This window comes from Nocardioides euryhalodurans (assembly GCF_004564375.1).
Classification (GTDB): Bacteria; Actinomycetota; Actinomycetes; order Propionibacteriales; family Nocardioidaceae; genus Nocardioides; species Nocardioides euryhalodurans.
The window spans coordinates 3754579-3771545 of the sequence record NZ_CP038267.1; the positions used below are offsets into that span (position 1 = coordinate 3754579).

The 16967-nt window shown below is 73.2% G+C and carries 15 protein-coding genes; 11 read left to right on the plus strand and 4 right to left on the minus strand.

Annotated elements, in window-relative coordinates:
* The first annotated feature begins 69 nt into the window (after positions 1-69).
* On the plus strand, positions 70-1101 hold the full coding sequence (locus EXE57_RS18195; protein WP_135079975.1) for a hypothetical protein: 1032 nt from the start codon (positions 70-72) through the stop codon (positions 1099-1101).
* Here EXE57_RS18195 and EXE57_RS18200 read toward each other — a convergent pair whose 3' ends face one another.
* Complete coding sequence (locus EXE57_RS18200; RefSeq protein ID WP_135079977.1) at positions 1102-1674, minus strand: YdeI/OmpD-associated family protein; 573 nt, start codon at positions 1672-1674, stop codon at positions 1102-1104.
* Between the two features lie 9 nt (positions 1675-1683).
* On the opposite strand from EXE57_RS18200, the gene EXE57_RS18205 reads away from it, so the two are divergent.
* From EXE57_RS18205 to EXE57_RS18215, 3 genes are all read left to right on the plus strand, one after another.
* Positions 1684-2457 (plus strand): DsbA family oxidoreductase, encoded by a 774-nt coding sequence (locus tag EXE57_RS18205; RefSeq protein WP_244246895.1) that lies wholly within the window; start codon positions 1684-1686, stop codon positions 2455-2457.
* A 104-nt stretch (positions 2458-2561) separates the two neighbouring features.
* Entirely contained in the window at positions 2562-4166 is a 1605-nt protein-coding gene (serA, locus tag EXE57_RS18210) for a phosphoglycerate dehydrogenase (protein ID WP_135079979.1), read from the plus strand.
* Between the two features lie 305 nt (positions 4167-4471).
* A complete protein-coding gene (locus EXE57_RS18215; RefSeq protein ID WP_208542905.1) occupies positions 4472-6901 on the plus strand; it encodes an immune inhibitor A domain-containing protein in 2430 nt (809 codons plus the stop codon).
* A 75-nt stretch (positions 6902-6976) separates the two neighbouring features.
* Here EXE57_RS18215 and yczR read toward each other — a convergent pair whose 3' ends face one another.
* Positions 6977-8413: a MocR-like transcription factor YczR gene (gene yczR / locus EXE57_RS18220; protein ID WP_135079983.1), complete on the minus strand. Its 1437-nt coding sequence runs from the start codon at positions 8411-8413 to the stop codon at positions 6977-6979.
* Positions 8414-8474: 61 nt separating this feature from the next.
* On the opposite strand from yczR, the gene yczE reads away from it, so the two are divergent.
* The 3 genes from yczE to EXE57_RS18235 are packed head-to-tail and all read left to right on the plus strand — an operon-like array spanning position 8475 to position 11714.
* Positions 8475-9134, plus strand: a complete 660-nt coding sequence (gene yczE / locus EXE57_RS18225; protein WP_135079985.1) for a membrane protein YczE — start codon at positions 8475-8477, stop codon at positions 9132-9134.
* Positions 9135-9141: 7 nt separating this feature from the next.
* The gene (locus tag EXE57_RS18230; RefSeq protein WP_135079987.1) at positions 9142-11019 is read left to right on the plus strand and encodes a putative nucleotidyltransferase substrate binding domain-containing protein; all 1878 of its coding nucleotides are present in this window, start codon (positions 9142-9144) and stop codon (positions 11017-11019) included.
* 17 nt (positions 11020-11036) lie between these two features.
* Positions 11037-11714 carry a 3'-5' exonuclease gene (locus EXE57_RS18235; protein WP_208542906.1) on the plus strand — a complete coding sequence of 226 codons (678 nt, stop codon included), beginning with the start codon at positions 11037-11039 and terminating at the stop codon, positions 11712-11714.
* On the opposite strand, the gene EXE57_RS18240 is transcribed toward EXE57_RS18235, so the two are convergent.
* Entirely contained in the window at positions 11695-12261 is a 567-nt protein-coding gene (locus EXE57_RS18240; protein ID WP_135079991.1) for an O-methyltransferase, read from the minus strand. The genes EXE57_RS18235 and EXE57_RS18240 overlap by 20 nt on opposite strands.
* A gap of 343 nt (positions 12262-12604) precedes the next feature.
* On the opposite strand from EXE57_RS18240, the gene EXE57_RS20420 reads away from it, so the two are divergent.
* Both EXE57_RS20420 and EXE57_RS18245 read left to right on the plus strand, forming a co-directional pair.
* Complete coding sequence (locus tag EXE57_RS20420) at positions 12605-12730, plus strand: hypothetical protein (RefSeq protein ID WP_279633185.1); 126 nt, start codon at positions 12605-12607, stop codon at positions 12728-12730.
* 11 nt (positions 12731-12741) lie between these two features.
* Positions 12742-13803 (plus strand): 3-isopropylmalate dehydrogenase, encoded by a 1062-nt coding sequence (locus EXE57_RS18245; protein ID WP_135079993.1) that lies wholly within the window; start codon positions 12742-12744, stop codon positions 13801-13803.
* Positions 13804-13892: 89 nt separating this feature from the next.
* Here EXE57_RS18245 and EXE57_RS18250 read toward each other — a convergent pair whose 3' ends face one another.
* Entirely contained in the window at positions 13893-14525 is a 633-nt protein-coding gene (locus EXE57_RS18250) for a hypothetical protein (RefSeq protein WP_135079995.1), read from the minus strand.
* A gap of 166 nt (positions 14526-14691) precedes the next feature.
* On the opposite strand from EXE57_RS18250, the gene EXE57_RS18255 reads away from it, so the two are divergent.
* Positions 14692-16269: a sensor histidine kinase gene (locus tag EXE57_RS18255; RefSeq protein ID WP_135079997.1), complete on the plus strand. Its 1578-nt coding sequence runs from the start codon at positions 14692-14694 to the stop codon at positions 16267-16269.
* On the plus strand, positions 16266-16964 hold the full coding sequence (locus tag EXE57_RS18260) for a response regulator (RefSeq protein ID WP_135079999.1): 699 nt from the start codon (positions 16266-16268) through the stop codon (positions 16962-16964). The genes EXE57_RS18255 and EXE57_RS18260 overlap by 4 nt, the downstream gene beginning before the upstream one ends.
* Positions 16965-16967: the final 3 nt, after the last annotated feature.

Below are 16967 nucleotides of genomic sequence, written 5' to 3' on the forward strand. Positions count from 1 at the left end.
CGCAGGCGAGCACGGCAATCATCCAGAAGGACTATTCCGCGGCATCGTGGTTGCTGCGACCCTTCGGCCATGGGGGAACGGCAACGGGGGCCTGATGTCGCGCGCGGTCTGGCGGTCTTCAGCATGTACGTCGCGCACACCGCACCGGACAACGGACAGGTCGGGGGGGTCGCGCTCGCCGACTACCTGACCTTCCCGCTCTTCGGTCTGCTGGTCGGGGTGGGCGCCGAGCTCGCCAGCCGCCGCTCGAGCTCGCGTGACCAGCTCGTCGCGACGCTCGTACGGGCACTCGCCCTCGTCGTGGTCGGGCTGCTCCTCGTCCAGGCATCGAGCGGGATCGTCATCGTGCTGACCCAGCTCGGACTTCTCACGCTGCTGTGCTGGGGGGTGAGCCGCCTGCCGTCCGCGAGCGTGGCCGTCGTGGGCGTCGCCGCGTGGCTGGTGGCACCGTGGACGGTCGCCGTGGCCGAGCCGTGGCGCGCCGACGCCTCGGGTCTGCAGCTGCAGCTCCTCAACGTCGTCGTGAGCGAGATCTACCCGCAGGCGGTCCTGCTGCTCGCTGCGGCCACCGGCATCCTGTTGACGCGGTGGCTGTTCCCGCGACGCCGGCAGGTCCCACCGCAGGCGCAGGCAGCCGTGGTCGGCGTCGCCCTGCTCGTGACCTGGAGCGCCCTGGTGGTGGCCGACGCCAGGGGAGCGGTCACCGTCGAGCCCTACGACACGACCTGGCTCGAGCAGGTCTTCGTCGTGGTGCTCGCCTCGGCGGTCTTCGTGGGCTGCGTCGTGGCTGCGAGGACGGCGCTGGGACCGGCGCTGGAGCCGGTGGCCAGGGTCGGTGGTATGACGCTGACGCTGTACGTGCTGCAGATCTGCTACCTCGCGGCCTGGGCCCACGTGCTGCGGCCCGGCGTCTCGGAGGACTCGTGGTTCAACGTCGCGCTGCTCACGTTCGGCTCGCTCCTGCTGGTCGCGGTCTGGCGGAAGCTGCCGCTGCGGAAGCCGTGGGACCGCGGACCTCTGGAGGGGGCGGTCGCCGTGGCCGTCACGTGGGCGGTGGGCCGTCCCGGCGCCCCGGTGATCCGGGAGCCCGTCCCGACCTGATCAGCGCGCCCGTTCGCCCGCAGCCGCGCGGACCGCGGTCTCCTCGACGCGCGCGGCCCGCGTGGCCGGACGCTTCGCGAGCGCGATCCAGCCGAGCGCCTGCTTCTGCGCCGACGGCGGGAAGCCCTCCCAGTGCCGGCGGGAGCCTGGGTGGGCCTCGAACGCAGCGGCGAGGTCGTCGGGCACCACCAGGTCCTCGACGTCGTCCATCAGCGTCCACATCCCGCTGGCCCGGGCCGCTTCGACGGCGGCCGTGCCGGCCGGCATCATCCGTCCCTCGGCCTCGAGCGCGGTGACGCGCTCCTTGTTGCGACGCGTCCAGACCGAGCCCGGGCGGCGCGGGGCGTACCAGATCATCGAGCGTGCGTCGTCGAGCGTGCGCTGGGTCGAGTCGACCCAGCCCCAGCGCAGCGCCTCCACGATCGCGGCCTCGTAGCCGACGGACCGGTCGGCGTGACGGCGGGCCGACACCAGCCACACCCCGGCGGTGTCGGCGTGGTGGCGCTCCAGCCAGGCCGACCACGCGGCGACGGTGTCCGGCTCGAGGCGCTCGGCGTCGTCCTGCACTCCCACGGGCCGATCATGACAGCGATCACCGACAGGAGCAGGAACACCGTGGCCGCCCCGGTGGTTGTCCCCGACATGCAGATCGAGATCTGGTCCGACGTCGTGTGCCCGTGGTGCTACATCGGCAAGCGTCGCCTCGAGACCGCGCTGGCCGACTTCCCGCACGCCGACGAGGTCGAGGTCGTGTGGCGCTCCTTCCAGCTCGACCCGGCAGCGCCCCGGGAGGCGACCGAGAGCATCGCCGCGCACCTGGGCCACAAGTACGGCGGGGGTGAGGCCGCCGGTCGGGAGATGGTGGACCGCGTCTCCGAGGTGGCGGCAGGGGAGGGTCTGGCGTTCGGCTACCACGACGCCCGGCGCGCCAACACGGTCGACGCCCACCGGTTGCTGCACCTCGCGCTCGCCGAGGGCGGGCCGTCGCTGCAGGGCAGGCTCAAGGAGCGGCTGCTGGCGGCGTACTTCGTCGACAGCGAGAACCCCGCCGACCACGAGACGCTGACCCGGGTCGCCGGCGAGGCCGGCCTGCCCGCCGACCGGGTGGCCGCGGTGCTGGCCTCCGAGGAGTACGCCGACGAGGTCGCGACCGATGCCGCGCAGGCCACGGCGTACGGCGCCACGGGGGTGCCGTTCTTCGTCGTCGACCGGCGCTACGGCGTCTCGGGCGCGCAGCCGACCGAGGTCTTCGCGCAGGTGCTGGAGCGCGCCTGGTCGGAGTCGCAGCCGCTCGTGCAGGTCGTCGGGCAGGACGCCGGCGGCGAGGCCTGCGGCCCCGACGGCTGCCCCGTCTGACCCCCGGGCGCCGACGCGGCGGGCACGCACCCGGGATGTAGGGTGTAGTCCGCACAGCGTCGTGCGCCTCCCACCGATCCCTGATCAGACTCCGAGGACCCGCTGTGACCACTGCGTTCGACCACGCCCGGCCCGTCGTACTCATCGCCGAGGAGCTCAGTCCCGCGACCGTCGAGGCGCTGGGACCGGACTTCGAGATCCGCCACTGCAACGGCGCCGACCGCGCCGAGCTGCTGCCGGCGATCGCCGACGTCGACGCGATCCTGGTGCGCTCCGCCACCAAGGTCGACGCCGAGGCGCTCGCCGCCGCGCAGAAGCTGACGGTGGTCGCGCGCGCCGGTGTCGGCCTCGACAACGTCGACGTCAAGGCCGCGACCCAGAGCGGCGTGATGGTCGTCAACGCGCCGACGTCCAACATCGTCTCGGCCGCCGAGCTCGCCGTCGCGCTGATGCTCGCCGCCGCACGCAACATCAGCCCCGCGCACGCCGCGCTCCGCGACGGCGAGTGGAAGCGGTCGAAGTACACCGGCATCGAGCTCTACGAGAAGACCGTCGGGATCGTCGGGCTCGGCCGGATCGGGGTGCTCGTGGCCCAGCGGCTCAGCGCCTTCGGCATGAACGTCATCGCGTACGACCCCTACGTGCAGGCCGGCCGCGCCGCCCAGATGGGCGTCCGGCTGGTCGACCTCGACACCCTGCTCGCCGAGGCCGACTTCATGAGCGTCCACCTGCCCAAGACCCCTGAGACGCTCGGGCTGATCGGCGCCGACGAGCTCGCCCGCGCCAAGCCCCACCTGGTCCTCGTCAACGCCGCCCGCGGCGGGATCGTCGACGAGGCCGCCCTCTACGACGCGCTCAAGACCGGCCGCATCGCCGCCGCCGGGCTCGACGTGTTCGCCTCCGAGCCGTGCACGGACAGCCCTCTCTTCGAGCTCGAGAACGTCGTGGCCACCCCCCACCTCGGGGCGTCGACCGACGAGGCCCAGGAGAAGGCCGGCGTCGCCGTGGCGCGCTCGGTCCGGCTCGCGCTGTCCGGCGAGCTGGTGCCCGACGCGGTCAACGTCCAGGGCGGAGCGATCGCCGAGGACGTACGCCCGGGGCTGCCGCTGACCGAGAAGCTGGGCCGGGTCTTCACCGGACTGGCCGGCGAGGTCGCCCAGCAGATCGACGTGGAGGTGCGCGGCGAGATCACCGAGTACGACGTCAAGGTGCTCGAGCTCGCCGCCCTCAAGGGCGTGTTCTCCGACATCGTCGAGGACCAGGTCTCCTACGTGAACGCGCCGCTCCTCGCGGCCGAGCGGGGCACCGCCGTACGCCTGGTGACCGACGCGGAGAGCCCCGACCACCGCAACCTGATCACGCTGCGCGGCACCCTCGCCGACGGCTCGCAGATCTCGGTCAGCGGCACGCTCATCGGCATCAGCCAGAAGGAGCGGCTGGTCGAGGTCAACGGCTTCGACGTCGACATCGAGCCGACCGACCACCTGGCGTTCCTCACCTACGACGACCGGCCGGGCATGGTCGGCACCGTGGGCCGGATCCTGGGCGACGCGGCGGTCAACATCGCGGGCATGCAGGTCTCGCGCGACTCCAAGGGCGGCTCGGCGCTCGTGGCGCTGTCGGTGGACAGCGCCATCCCGGCCGAGACCCTCCTCGAGATCGAGACCGCCATCCACGCGCACGCGGTCCGCGCCGTCAGCCTCGTGTGACGGGGGTGTGACACCTGCGTGTCGCAGGTCACAGTCCGGTAACGAACCGGCGCGGCTCTCTTCCCACCGGCGACCCCCCGACATAGGAAGGGCGAGGCGTCGCCCGGGAGGTGCCGTGTCATGGGGGAATCTCACCACCGACCTTGCACCCGGGGCCGCCGAGTGCCCGACCGGGCACTCTCCCAGGGAGACAAGGAAACAGTGTGAAGCAGAGAATGCCTCGTGCTCGGGCCACGGCCCTTGCTGCGGTCGGCACCCTCCTGATCGGAGGGACGCTTGCCGCCACACCCCAGACCGCGTCGGCGGTGGGGGACCGCGGAGCCGACACCGCGCCCACCACGTCGGGTTCGGGTGCTGCTCCGAGTGAGTCCGGTGCCAGCACCGGCCACGTCCCGGAGCACCCGCTCCAGGTCAAGCACAAGCTCGACGCCCTCAAGGAGACCGCGCTGCAGCGCGTGCTCGAGGGCAAGGCCCCCTTCCCGAAGGGTGCCCAGACCGCCAAGAGCCTGCCCGGGGCGAGGGCCAAGGCCCCCGGCACCACCGAGGTTCCCCTCGAGGTCGAGGGCTCGGACCGGATCTTCGTGATCCTGGCCGAGTTCGGCACCGACGCCTACGACGACTCCAACCTCCCCGAGGGTGTCGACCCCGGCACCTTCGCCGACGACGCCGAGGTCGCCGACCCGCAGCCGACGACGTTCGACGGCCCCGAGCACAACGCGATCCCGCGCCCCAACCGGCGCAAGGACAACTCCACCCTGTGGAAGGCCGACTACTCGAAGGCCCACTACGAGGACATGTACTTCAACCGGATGAAGGACTACTACGAGGAGCAGTCCTCGGGTCGCTACACCTTCGACGGTGACGTCACCGAGTGGGTGAAGGTCCCCTTCAACCAGGCTCTCTACGGTCGCGACTACTGCGGCGACATCGTGTGCGGCTCGACCCACGCGCTGATCCGTGACGCGATGGCCGTCTGGGTCCAGGACCAGCTCGACGGTGGCATGACGATGCCGGAGATCCAGGAGTACCTGGCGACCTTCGACATCCAGGACCGCTACGACATCGACGGCGACAACGACTTCAACGAGCCCGACGGCTTCATCGACCACTTCCAGATCGTGCACGCCGGCGGCGACCAGGCCGCCTCCGACCCGATCTACGGTTCCGACGCCATCTGGTCCCACCGCTGGTACGCCTCCCTCCAGGGCGGCGGCCCCGGCGGCCTGCCGGGTGTCAACATCGGCACCAACGACGGCGACTTCTCCAGCGCCTCGGTGCCGGACAACGCGACCGACATCTGGGTGGGTGACTACACCATCCAGCCCGAGAACGGCGGCCTCGGCGTCTTCGCCCACGAGTACGGCCACGACCTCGGTCTGCCGGACCTCTACGACACCTCCGGCAACACCGGTGGCGCCGAGAACAACACGGCCTTCTGGACCCTGATGTCCTCCGGCGCCAACATCGGCGACGGCGGTCGTGACGGCATCGGCGACGACCCGACCGACATGAGCGGCTGGGAGCTCTTCCAGCTGGGCTGGCTCGACGCCCAGCCGAGCAGCGGCAACACCCGGCCCTTCTACGACGTGATCCCGCACGGCACGTCCAAGCGGGTCACCCTGTCGCGCAACGTCCCGGCGACGCGGGACGGTGCCCAGGCGGCGTTCGCGCTGCTGCCGGACAACGAGGTCAGCGAGACCATCGGTGAGCCCTTCGAGGGCGAGCAGATGTTCTGGTCCGACCGGGGCGACAACCTCGAGACGACGATGACCTACACCGGCGTCGAGGGCACCGACTTCACCGCCCAGGTCGACCGGCAGATCGAGGAGGACTGGGACTACGCCTACCTCGAGGCCTCCGGCGACGGCGGCACCACGTGGGAGATCGTCGAGACCAACCTCTCGACGAACGAGGACCCGAACAACCAGAACGAGGGCAACGGCATCACCGGTTACTCCGACGGTTGGGAGGAGCTGACCGCCACGCTGCCCGACGGCACCGACGCGGTGCGGTTCCGTTACTGGACCGACGTCGCCTTCGTCGAGCGCGGCCTCCTGGTCGACCAGGTCGCCGTCGACGGCGAGGTCATCGGCACTGCCGAGGAGGGCGAGACCGGCTGGGAGTTCGACGGCTTCCGCACCACCACCGGTGAGGAGTTCAACGCCTACTTCAACGCCTACGTCATGGAGAACCGTCAGTACGACGGCTACGACAAGTCGCTGAAGACCGCCTACAACTTCTCCTTCGGTGAGACCAAGCCCGACAAGGTGGAGTCGTACCCGTACCAGAACGGCGTGCTGGTCTGGTACTGGAACGACGAGTTCACCGACAACAACGTCGGTGACCACCCGGGCGGTGGCCAGCTGCTGCCGGTGGACGCCCGTCCGGGCTTCACCCACTGGAGCAACGGCGAGCTGCTGCGCAACCGGATCCTGTCCTTCGACTCGACCTTCGGGCTGGAGAAGACCGACAGGATCACGCTCAAGCGGGAGTTCCGCCGCAAGGGCAACGTGAAGGTCGACTCGGTCACGATCAAGTCGCAGAAGGCCGTGCCGGTCTTCGACGACTCGCGTCGCTACTGGCGCAACCGTGACCGTCACGGTGCCACCGGCTCGCACCCGGGTCGCTACCAGCCCGGCTGGTACAGCGTGAAGGTGCCGAACACCGGGACCACCATGAAGGTGCTCGGGACCGATGGTCCGACCACCTGGATCCGCGTGGCTCCCAAGGGCTGACACGCACCGCCTCACCACGGCCCGTCCGGCTCCTGCCGGGCGGGCCGTGCGGCGTCCGGGCTCGCAGGGCCAGGCTCAGGCCACCATCACCCGCGAGGACGGGCGCCGGTCGGGGTCGTGACCGGCCAGCACCGCCGACCACGCCTCGGCCAGCCGGGCGACCGCGTCCTGCAGCTCGCCGACCGGCCGGGTCCACGGGAGGCGCACGAATCGGGCGAGGCCGCCCTCGGCGGCGAACACCGGCCCGGGCGCCACGACGACGCCGCGCCGGTCTCCCTCGGCGGCCAGCGCCGTCGCCAGCGGCGCCGGCAGCTCGCACCACAGCGCCAACCCCCCGGACGGCAGCCGGAACCGCCAGTCCGGGAGCGACGTGGACACCGCGTCGGCGAGCGCGTCGCGCTGCTCGCGCAGCCGGTGGCGGTGGTCGCCCACGACCCGGTCGGCGTCGCGGAGCAGCTCGACCAGCACCAGCTGCTCGAGCACCGGGGCGCCGAGGTCGAGCGCCAGGCGTGCGCGGACGAAGCTGTCCATGGTGCCCTCGGGGGCGCGGATCCAGCCGACCCGCAGCCCGCCCCAGAAGCCCTTGCTGGCGCTGCCCACGGTGACCGTGCCGGGTGCGTGCGCCGCGAACGGCAACGGCATGGCCTGCCCCTCGAGCGGCAGCCACTGGTGCGCCTCGTCGACCACGGCGCGGACCCGGGCACGACGCAGGTGGCCGGCGTACTCCTCCCGCTGCTCGTCGGGCATCAGCAGGCCGGTGGGGTTCTGGAAGTCGGGGATGAGGAACGCCAGCCGCGGGGCGACCTGGTGCAGGCCGGCGCCGATCCCCGGCAGGTCCCAGCCGTCGGGGTCGACCGGCGAGGGGACCAGCCGGGCGCCGGCGTCGCGCAGCGCCTCGACGGCGTTGGGGTAGCACGGTGACTCGACGAGCACCCGGTCACCGGCACCGGTGAGGGCCCGCGACACGATCGCGGCCGCGGCGAGCGCACCAGGGGTGACCATCACCTGGTCCGGCGACGTGGGGAGGCCGCGGGCCTCGTACGACGACGCGATCGCCTGCTGGAGGGCGGGCAACCCGACCGGGAAGTAGCCGTGACCGGCGAGGTAGGACGGCAGCACGGCCAGCGCCCGCTCGTAGGCCGCGGCGATGCCCCACGTCGCTGCGGGGGCGGCGCAGTTGAGGTCGACCACGCCCGCGTCGTCGGGGCGCGGCAGCAGGGCCCGGTCGTGCACCCGGGTCGCCTCGCCGGGCAGTCGGGTGAAGGTCCCCGAGCCGCGACGGGGCTCGGCGTACCCCTGCTCGACCAGGGAGGCGTAGGCCCGCGTGACCGTCGTGCGGGACACGTCGAGCACGCGGGTCAGGTCGCGCTCGCTGGGCAGCCGGGCGCCGACCGGGATCCGGCCGTCGGCGACCAGGCGGCGCAGCGCCTCGGCGAGGCCGGCGTAGGCCGGGGAGCGCGGGAAGTCGCCGACCAGGGTGGCGGTGCGGTGGGCACTGACGAGCTGCTGCACGTGGCCACTCTGCTGGAAGTGGCTATGGATCACAAGGCCAATCCGGGAGATCCTCGGTGCCATGACGCACCTCGTGACGGCACGCCCGGCCCTCACCGACCTCGGACCGGTGGCGCAGCTGCGGGCCGGTCGGCTGCCCCGCCGTCTCGTCCAGCTGTACGTCGGCCTGGTGCTGTACGGCGTCTCGCTCGCCCTGATGGTCCGCGGCGAGCTCGGCCTCGCCCCGTGGGACGTGCTCCACTCCGGCTTCATCCGCCACGTGCCGATCACGCTCGGACAGGCCGTGATCCTGATCAGCGTCGTGGTGCTCCTGGCCTGGATCCCGCTGCGCGAGGTGCCCGGTCTCGGGACGATCTCCAACGCCGTCGTCGTCGGCCTGGCCGCCGACGCGACCCTGGCGGTGCTCGGCACCCCCGACGGGACCGCGCTCCGGGTGGGGCTGCTGGTCGCCGGGGTGCTCCTCAACGGGCTGGCCACCGCGATGTACATCGGCGCCCAGCTCGGTCGCGGCCCGCGCGACGGCCTGATGACCGGCCTCGCCCGACGTACCGGCCGCTCGATGCGCCTGGTCCGCACGGTCCTGGAGGCCTCGGTCGTGGTGGTCGGCCTGCTGCTCGGCGGCACGCTCGGGCTCGGCACCGTGCTCTACGCCCTGGCGATCGGCCCGTTGGCGCAGGCGCTGCTGCCGGCGTGGACCGTCGAGGTGACGCCCCCGGCATGATGGGCCCGTGGCCCTGGACGTCGAGCTTGCCGAGATCCGTGACTTCCTCGCGGCGCACGCACCCTTCGACGCGCTCCCGGCGCACGAGCTGAGCACCCTCCCGGCGCTGCTCGAGGTCGTCTACCGCCGGCGCGGGGAGGTGGTGCTCCCGGCCGGCGAGGTGCCGGAGGGCCTGCTGGTCGTCCGCTCCGGAGCCGTCGAGGCCCGCGACGCCGACGGCGAGCTCGTCCAGCGGGGTGGTGCGGGCACCAGCGTCGGGGGCCCTGCCCTCGTGGCCGGGACGGCCCAGCCGGTCACGGTGAGCGCGATCGAGGACTCGCTGCTGCTCGTGCTGCCGGCGGCTGCCGCCGGGGAGCTGCTCGCGCGACACCCCGCCCTGGCCGCCGCCCTCCGCGAGCGGGGTGGCGACCGGCTCCGCGGCGCCGTCGAGCACCAGCGCGACCTGCACGCCGACGACCTGCAGCGGGCGGTGCTGCGCACCCGCGTCGCCGACCTCGTACGCCGGCCGCCGGTGACCGTCGCCGCCACCGCCACCGTCCGCGAGGCGGCCGAGGTGATGCACCGGGAGCAGGTCTCCTCGGTGCTGGTGACCGACGGCGAGCGGCTGGTCGGCATCCTGACCGACCGCGACCTGCGCAGCCGGGTGGTCGCGGCCGGGACCGACCCCGCTGTCGCGGTGTCCGCGGTCATGACACCCGAGCCGGTGACCGGTTCGCCCGACGCCGTCGCGCTCGAGGTGCTGCTCGAGCTGGTGCGCCGCAACCTGCACCACCTGCCCCTGCTCCGTGACGGGCGGCCGGTCGGCGTGGTGACGGCCACGGACCTGATGCGCCTGGAGCAGGCCGACCCGGTCCACCTCGTCGGTGACGTCGCGCGCGCCCGCGACGCGGCGGAGGTGGCCGAGGCGGCCGGCCGGCTCGCCGGCCTCGTGGCCTCGCTCGTCCGGCAGGGCACCTCGGCCCGCGACGCCAGCAGGGTCGTCACCACGATCGGCGACGCCGTCGAGCGGCGGCTCGTGACCCTGGCGGAGGACGCGATCGGCCCGGCACCGGTGCCCTACGCCTGGGTGACCCTCGGGTCGCGTGCCCGCTTCGAGCAGGCCCTCCACGCGGACCAGGACCACGCCCTGGTGCTCCACGACGACGCCTCGGAGGCCGACGACGCCTGGTTCGTGGAGCTGGCCGATCGGGTGACGGCCGACCTGGAGGTCGTGGGCTACCCGCGCTGCGGGGGCGGCACGATGGCGGGGGACGCTCGGTGGCGTCGCACCCGGGCCGGATGGCGTGACGAGGTGTCGGCGTGGGTGCGCGAGCCGACGCCGGGTGCGGTGATCGGCGCCAGCATCTTCTTCGACCTGCGACACCTGTCCGGGGAAGCGTCGCTGACGGCCGACGTCGCCGACCACCTGCGGCGCTCGGCCGCCGGCGCCGACCTGTTCCTGGCCCACCTCGCGAGCCACGCCGCCGCCCGCCCCGTCCCGGTCGGCTTCTTCCGCGGGCTGGTCGTGGAGCGGACCGGTGAGCACCGCGACACCCTCGACCTCAAGCGTGGCGGGATCGGGATCGTGGTCGAGATCGCCCGCATCCACGCGCTGACGGTCGGGTCGCCGGCCACCAGCACGCTGGAGCGGCTGGAGGACGCCGTGGCCGGCGGGGCGCTCAGCCGGCCGTTGGCGGACGACCTGCATGACGCGTGGGAGTACCTCACCGCGCTCCGGCTCGGCCACCAGGCCGACCAGGTCCGCCACGGGGCGCTTCCCGACAACCACGTCGACCCCTCGGCGCTGAGCTCCCTGGAGCAGCGCCACCTGCGCACCGTCTTCGGGGTGCTGCGGTCCGCGCAGTCCGCGCTCGCGCAGAGACACCCCGTGTCGGCACTGTGGTGATCCCGGAGCGGACGCCGTTGGCGGACCTGTCCCTGCTGGCCGTCGACCTCGAGACCAGCGGCCTGGACCCGGCGACCGAGCGGGTCCTGGCCATCGGGTTCGTGCCCGTGGACGGGTTCCGCGTCCCGCTCGGCGGCGCCCGCCGCCTCCTCGTCGGGGGCGACGGCGGACCGGGCGCCGCGGTCGTCATCCACGGCCTGACCCACGACGACCTGGCGACCGGCCGGCCGTTGCCGGAGGTGCTCGCCGAGCTGCGGGCCGCCCTCGAGGGACGGGTGCTGCTGGCCCACCACGCCCCGTTCGACGTGGCCTTCCTCAGGGCCGCCTTCGGGTCGGTCGGCGAGGAGCTGCCCGACGTCCCGGTGGTCTGCACGATGGACCTGCAGCGCCGGCTGCTCACGCGCGGGGGTGGGGAGCTGCCGCGCGGGGCGCTCCGCCTGTGGCGCGCCCGGGACCGGTTCGGGCTCCCGCCCGTGCGTGCGCACGACGCGCTGGGGGACGCCCTCGCCTGCGCGGAGCTCTACCTCGCCCAGGTCGCGGAGCTCGGTGCTGCCGGCACGCTGACGCTGGCCGACGTACGCCGTCGGGAGCCGTCGCTGCTGCGCAGGCTGCGACGGCGGTGGCGCCGCTGGCGGTGGGCGCGGCGGCGGAGCCGGGTCCGGGCCGGGCCCGGGGTCAGTGGCGGGTCGCGATGAGCGTGGCCGCGTCGGAGGCGACGAGCACCTCGACGGCGGTGAAGCGCTCGTCGGTGAGCCATTCCTCGCGCAGCGTGTCGACGCGGCCGTAGGTGATCGGCGGCCACTGCTCGCAGGGCGTGAAGTCGTCGAGCACGACGATGCCACCGGGCTCGACCAGGTCGGCGACGGCGTCGACGCGCACCGCGTCGGGGTCGCCCGAGTCGAGGTAGAGCAGCGAGAACGGGCCCTGGTCGAGCAGCGTCGCCCAGTCGGCGGTCCGGACGTCGACCTGCGGGTCGTCCTCGAAGATCTCGGCGGCCGCCCCGGCCAGCCGGGGCTCGAGCTCGGCGGTGAGGATCTGGGCGTCCGCGCGGACCCCCGAGCGCAGCCAGGCGGTGCCGACGCCGGTGCCGGTGCCGAACTCGGCGAGGGTGCCTGACCGGGTCGCCGCCAGGGTGGCCAGCAACCGGCCGGTCTCGTTGCGGCAGAACGACACGTAGCCGGCGCGGCGGGACACGTCGAAGGCGCGCCGGACGATCTCGGGCAGCTCGGGGGGTGCGCTCATGGGGCCGAGTCTCTCATTCCGGTCGGTACGTCTCGCATGGCGGACGGTGTCGTGAAACCGGTCGCGGCCCCTGCGGAGCCGACGTACGGTGGTCCCACCATGCGGAGCGTGTTCGTACTCATCGAGCGCCGCGGCGAGGCCTGACGAGCGGGCCACCTCGCCGCGGAGTTCGGCGTTGCGGGCCCCTCGATCCAGCTGAAGACCTCACCAGCTCCGCGGCGGGTACGCCGGCAGTCACGCGCCACCCGCATCTCTCCTGGACTCCGTCCCTCGTGGACTCACGCGATCCGTGAGCCATCCCGGACGGCCCGCCGCGGGGCAGCCACCACCAGGAGACAGATCCATGTACGACATGTACCCCGACTGGGGCCCCGCCAGCCACGACCCGAACAACCCGCGCAGCCACGAGGCCGTCCAGGCCTCGCTCGACCTGCGGGACAACGGCGGTCAGCGTCCCGACGACAACTAACCTCGGCCGACATGACGACTTCCCACCGGATCGCGGTCATCGGCGGCGACGGCATCGGCCCCGAGGTCACCGCCGAGGCCCTGAAGGTCCTCGAGGCCGTGCCCGACGCCACGTTCGAGCAGACCCACTACGACCTCGGCGCCGAGCGCTACCTCATGACCGGCGAGGTGCTGCCCGACACCGTGCTCGACGAGGTCCGCGGGCACGACGCGATCCTGCTGGGAGCCGTGGGCGGCCGCCCGGGTGACCCGAACCTGCCGCCGGGGCTGCTCGAGCGCGGGCTGCTGCTGCGGCTGCGCTTCGAGCTCGACCACTACGTCAACCTGCGACCGTCCCGCATCTTCCCGGGCGTCGCGACCCCGCTGGCCGACAGCGTGCTGGCCAAGGGCGAGGTCGACTTCGTGGTCGTGCGCGAGGGCACCGAGGGTCCCTACACCGGCAACGGCGGCTCGGTCCGGGTGGGCACGCCCCACGAGGTCGCGACCGAGGTGTCGCTCAACACCGCGTACGGCGTGGAGCGCGTGGTGCGCGACGCCTTCACCCGTGCCGGTGCCCGGCCCCGACGCCGGCTCACGCTGGTCCACAAGACCAACGTGCTGACGCACGCGGGCGCCGTCTGGTCGCGGCTGGTCCGCGAGGTGGGCGAGGAGTTCCCGCAGGTCGAGGTGGACTACCTCCACGTCGACGCGGCGACCATCTTCCTCGCCACCGACCCGGCCCGCTTCGACGTGGTCGTCACCGACAACCTCTTCGGCGACATCATCACCGACCTGGCGGGGGCCGTCACCGGTGGCATCGGGCTCGCCGCCTCGGGGAACATCAACCCCGACCGGACCGCCCCGTCGATGTTCGAGCCGGTGCACGGTTCCGCGCCCGACATCGCAGGCCAGCAGAAGGCCGACCCCACCGCGGCGATCCTCTCGGCAGGCCTGCTCCTCGACCACCTCGGGCACCACGACGCGGCGGCCCGCGTCGAGCGGGCGGTCGTCGAGGACCTGGCTGCCAGGACCGCCGGGGGACCACGTCAGACCGCCGCGGTCGGGGACGCGATCGCGTCCCGGGCCGCCGGCTGAGGCGTACCGATCCCGATCAGGGACCTGCCGACCAGCACGTGGGTCGCAGCTCGGACCAGTGCGCTGACGAGGGGGACGGTGCCCGGTGATCACCCGACCTGTGACGGCAGGACCGATCGTCCGGTGGTGGCTGGGGCGGTGGCGCCGACCCCGACGAGGGCGAGGCCGAGCTGCAGCGTGGTCTCGAGATAGGCCGGGTGCGCCCAGAGCGGAGCCAGCACCTGGAGCAGCACGGTCACGCCCAGGACGGGGAGCATCAGGGCCAGCACCTGCCCGCCTGTCCCGAGCGCGCGGGTGCGCAGGGCAGCGAGCCCCAGGACCAGCGCACCCAGGATCAACCCGAGGAAGGCGAACGTGGCGACGAGTCCGGAGACGTCGTACACGACGCCGGACGTCACGTGGTACGCCGTCATGGCGGGGACCGCGGTCAGGAATCCGAGCGCCAGCGTGACCAGGCTCGGCAGGAGCACCCAGCGGGTCGCCCGGGCGATCCGGTTGGTGGCGGCGAAGGCCGGCGCCTCTCGTACGAGCACGAGGGCGAGGGCGGCGTAGGTGAGTCCGTGGACCAAGCAGCCGACGACCACCATGGTCGTCGCCTCGGACTCCTCCGAGAAGGGCGACCACCCCCCGGTCAGGCCATGGGTCACGGCGTCGGTGAGCGCGATGGCGGAGGTCAGGACAGCGCCTGCCAGGGCCAGCCGATGGTGCGGCGCAAGCTTCATGTCGGGGCCTCCGGATCCCGGACCTCGTGGCCCGTCCCCCGGACCCTAGGCAGCAGGACCAGGTCGCCGCGTCGGCCATGGCGGCCCTGACCGGTCGGCGGGAGGACGATGCAGGGTCGTCCTTGCGGAGGACGCCGTCGGGCAGCGACGACGCCTATCCTGAGGTGTGCGTCGCCCGGGACCGTTCGACCTCGCCCTGGTGGCGGTCGCCGCGGCCGTCACGCTGGCGTTGGTCCTGCGCGACCGAGACGCAGGCTTCCCGGAGTGGGTCTTCGTCACGGTGCTGCTGGTGCTCGCCGGCGAGGTCCTACGTACGGCGCTGTCCTCAGCCCTCCGGGCCCGGCGGGAGCGTGTCCGCGCGGCTGACCTCGCGGGTACCGAGCCCGGGGAGGTCGCGTTGGCCGCGATCCGGGAGGAGCGCAGGCGGCTGGCCGACGAGATCGCCTCGGCGCTCCGGCTGCAGGTGGCCGAGATCCGCGACGAGGTGGCAGACCTGGACCCCGAGGACCCGCGGCCGGCCCTGCGACGGATCCACGAGCGCACCCAGCTCGCGACGAGCGAGCTGCGCCGGCACCTGGGTCTGCTGCGCGAGCCGGAGCCGCGGACCAGTGCACCGGCCGGGCCGACGCGCGAGGGGGGCGTTCCCCGCCACGATCTCGGGCTGGCGGTGGCACTCGCCGGGCTGGCGGCCGTCGAGGTCACCGCATACTCCTTGGTCGAGGGCCCGCGCGATCTGCTGCCCTGGACCGTGATGACCTCTGCTCTCGCCGCCGCGTGCGTGGTGGGGCGGACAGTCGCCCTCACCGCAGCCTGCACCGCGTGCGCGGCGATCTTCGTGCTCGGATCGATGCTCGGCGCCCCGGTGCTCGGCGGGTTCTGGACCTTCGGCACCCTCGGGGGCCTGGTCTGGGCCACCGTGTCCCGGGCCCGGGTGCCGTCCTCCGAGCTGGCGTCCGGCCTGCTCCTCGTGGTCGCCGTGGGCTGGAGCCGCGCCCAGGACGATCCGGACAACCTCTTCGTGGCGCTGCTGCTCATGACGGTCGCCGCAGCCGGGGGTGGCGCTGTCCGCCTGGCCAGATGGCGCGAGGGCCGCGCCCGGCAGCGTGCCGCTGTCCGCGAGGCCGAGCTCGCCGACGCGGCGAGCGCCGCTGTATCGGCGGAGCGGGCAGGCTTCGCCCGCGAGCTCCACGACGTCGCCTCCCATGCGATCGGCGTCATCGCCATGCAGGCGTCAGCCGGGCAGGTGTCGTGGCCCTCGGACCGTGAGGCAGCCGCGCGAGCGGTCGCCGTCATCGATGCGACCGCCCGCGACACCCTGGCAGACCTCGAGCGACTCGGCCCGGGGACGAGATCCACCTCGCGCGGGGTGGAGGACATCGACGCGCTCGTTCTGAGGATCCGGGCCACGGGCACGCCGGTGGACCTGACGGTGCGGGACACGCCACCGGACCCGCTCGGACCGGTGGTGCACCGGGTGGTGCAGGAGGCACTGACCAATGCCGTGCGCCACGCGCCCGGCGCTGCCGTGTCGGTGTGGGTCGGTGTTCGCGGAGGGTTGGTCGTCGTGTCGGTGGTCGACACGGGAGGCGGCGCACGCGGTGCCTCGGCCTCCCGGGGCTACGGGCTGGTGGGGCTGGCCGAGCGGGTCGCGCTGGCGGGCGGGACGCTGAGGACCGGGCCCGAGGGGCACGGTTTCGCGGTGGAGGCGTCGCTGCCGGTCACGAGGGCGGTGCCTGCGTCGTGACGCTGCGGGTGCTGGTGGCCGATGACAACGTCCTGCTGCGCGCAGGGCTGGTGACGGTGCTGGGGAGCGACCCCGAGCTCGAGGTGGTCGGCGAGGCCGACGACGGTCGAGCCGCCGTACGGCTTGCCACCGAGCTCGATCCGGACGTGGTCCTCATGGACGTCGAGATGCCGGGAGGTGACGGGATCACGGCGATCGCCAGGCTGCGCGAGGTGGCGCCACGGGTGCGGTGCCTGGTGCTCACGATGTTCGACCTCGACGAGTACGTGCTCGAGGGGTTGCGCGCAGGGGCTGCGGGGTTCCTCCTCAAGACCACCGAGCCCGCTGCGCTGATCGCCGCCGTGCGCAGCTGTGCCGCCGGGGACACCACGCTGGGGCCCAGCGTGGTCGCGCGGCTGGTCGACTCCTACGTGCGTCCCGCCGAGCGCGCGCCGGGTCTCGACCGTCTCACCGAGCGTGAGCTCGACGTGCTGCGCTCGATGGCCCGTGGCCAGTCCAACGCAGAGATCGCCGGCGAGCTCCACCTCGCTGAGACCACCGTCAAGACCCACGTGGCGCGGGTCTTGGCCAAGCTCGGCGTGCGTGACCGGGTGCAGGCGGTGGTGGTCGCCCACCGGAGTGGGGTGACGGGGGTTGTGAGGTCGTCGCGGGCTGACGGTTTCCCCGCTCAGGCGGGGAGACCGACGTCCCGATAGGTT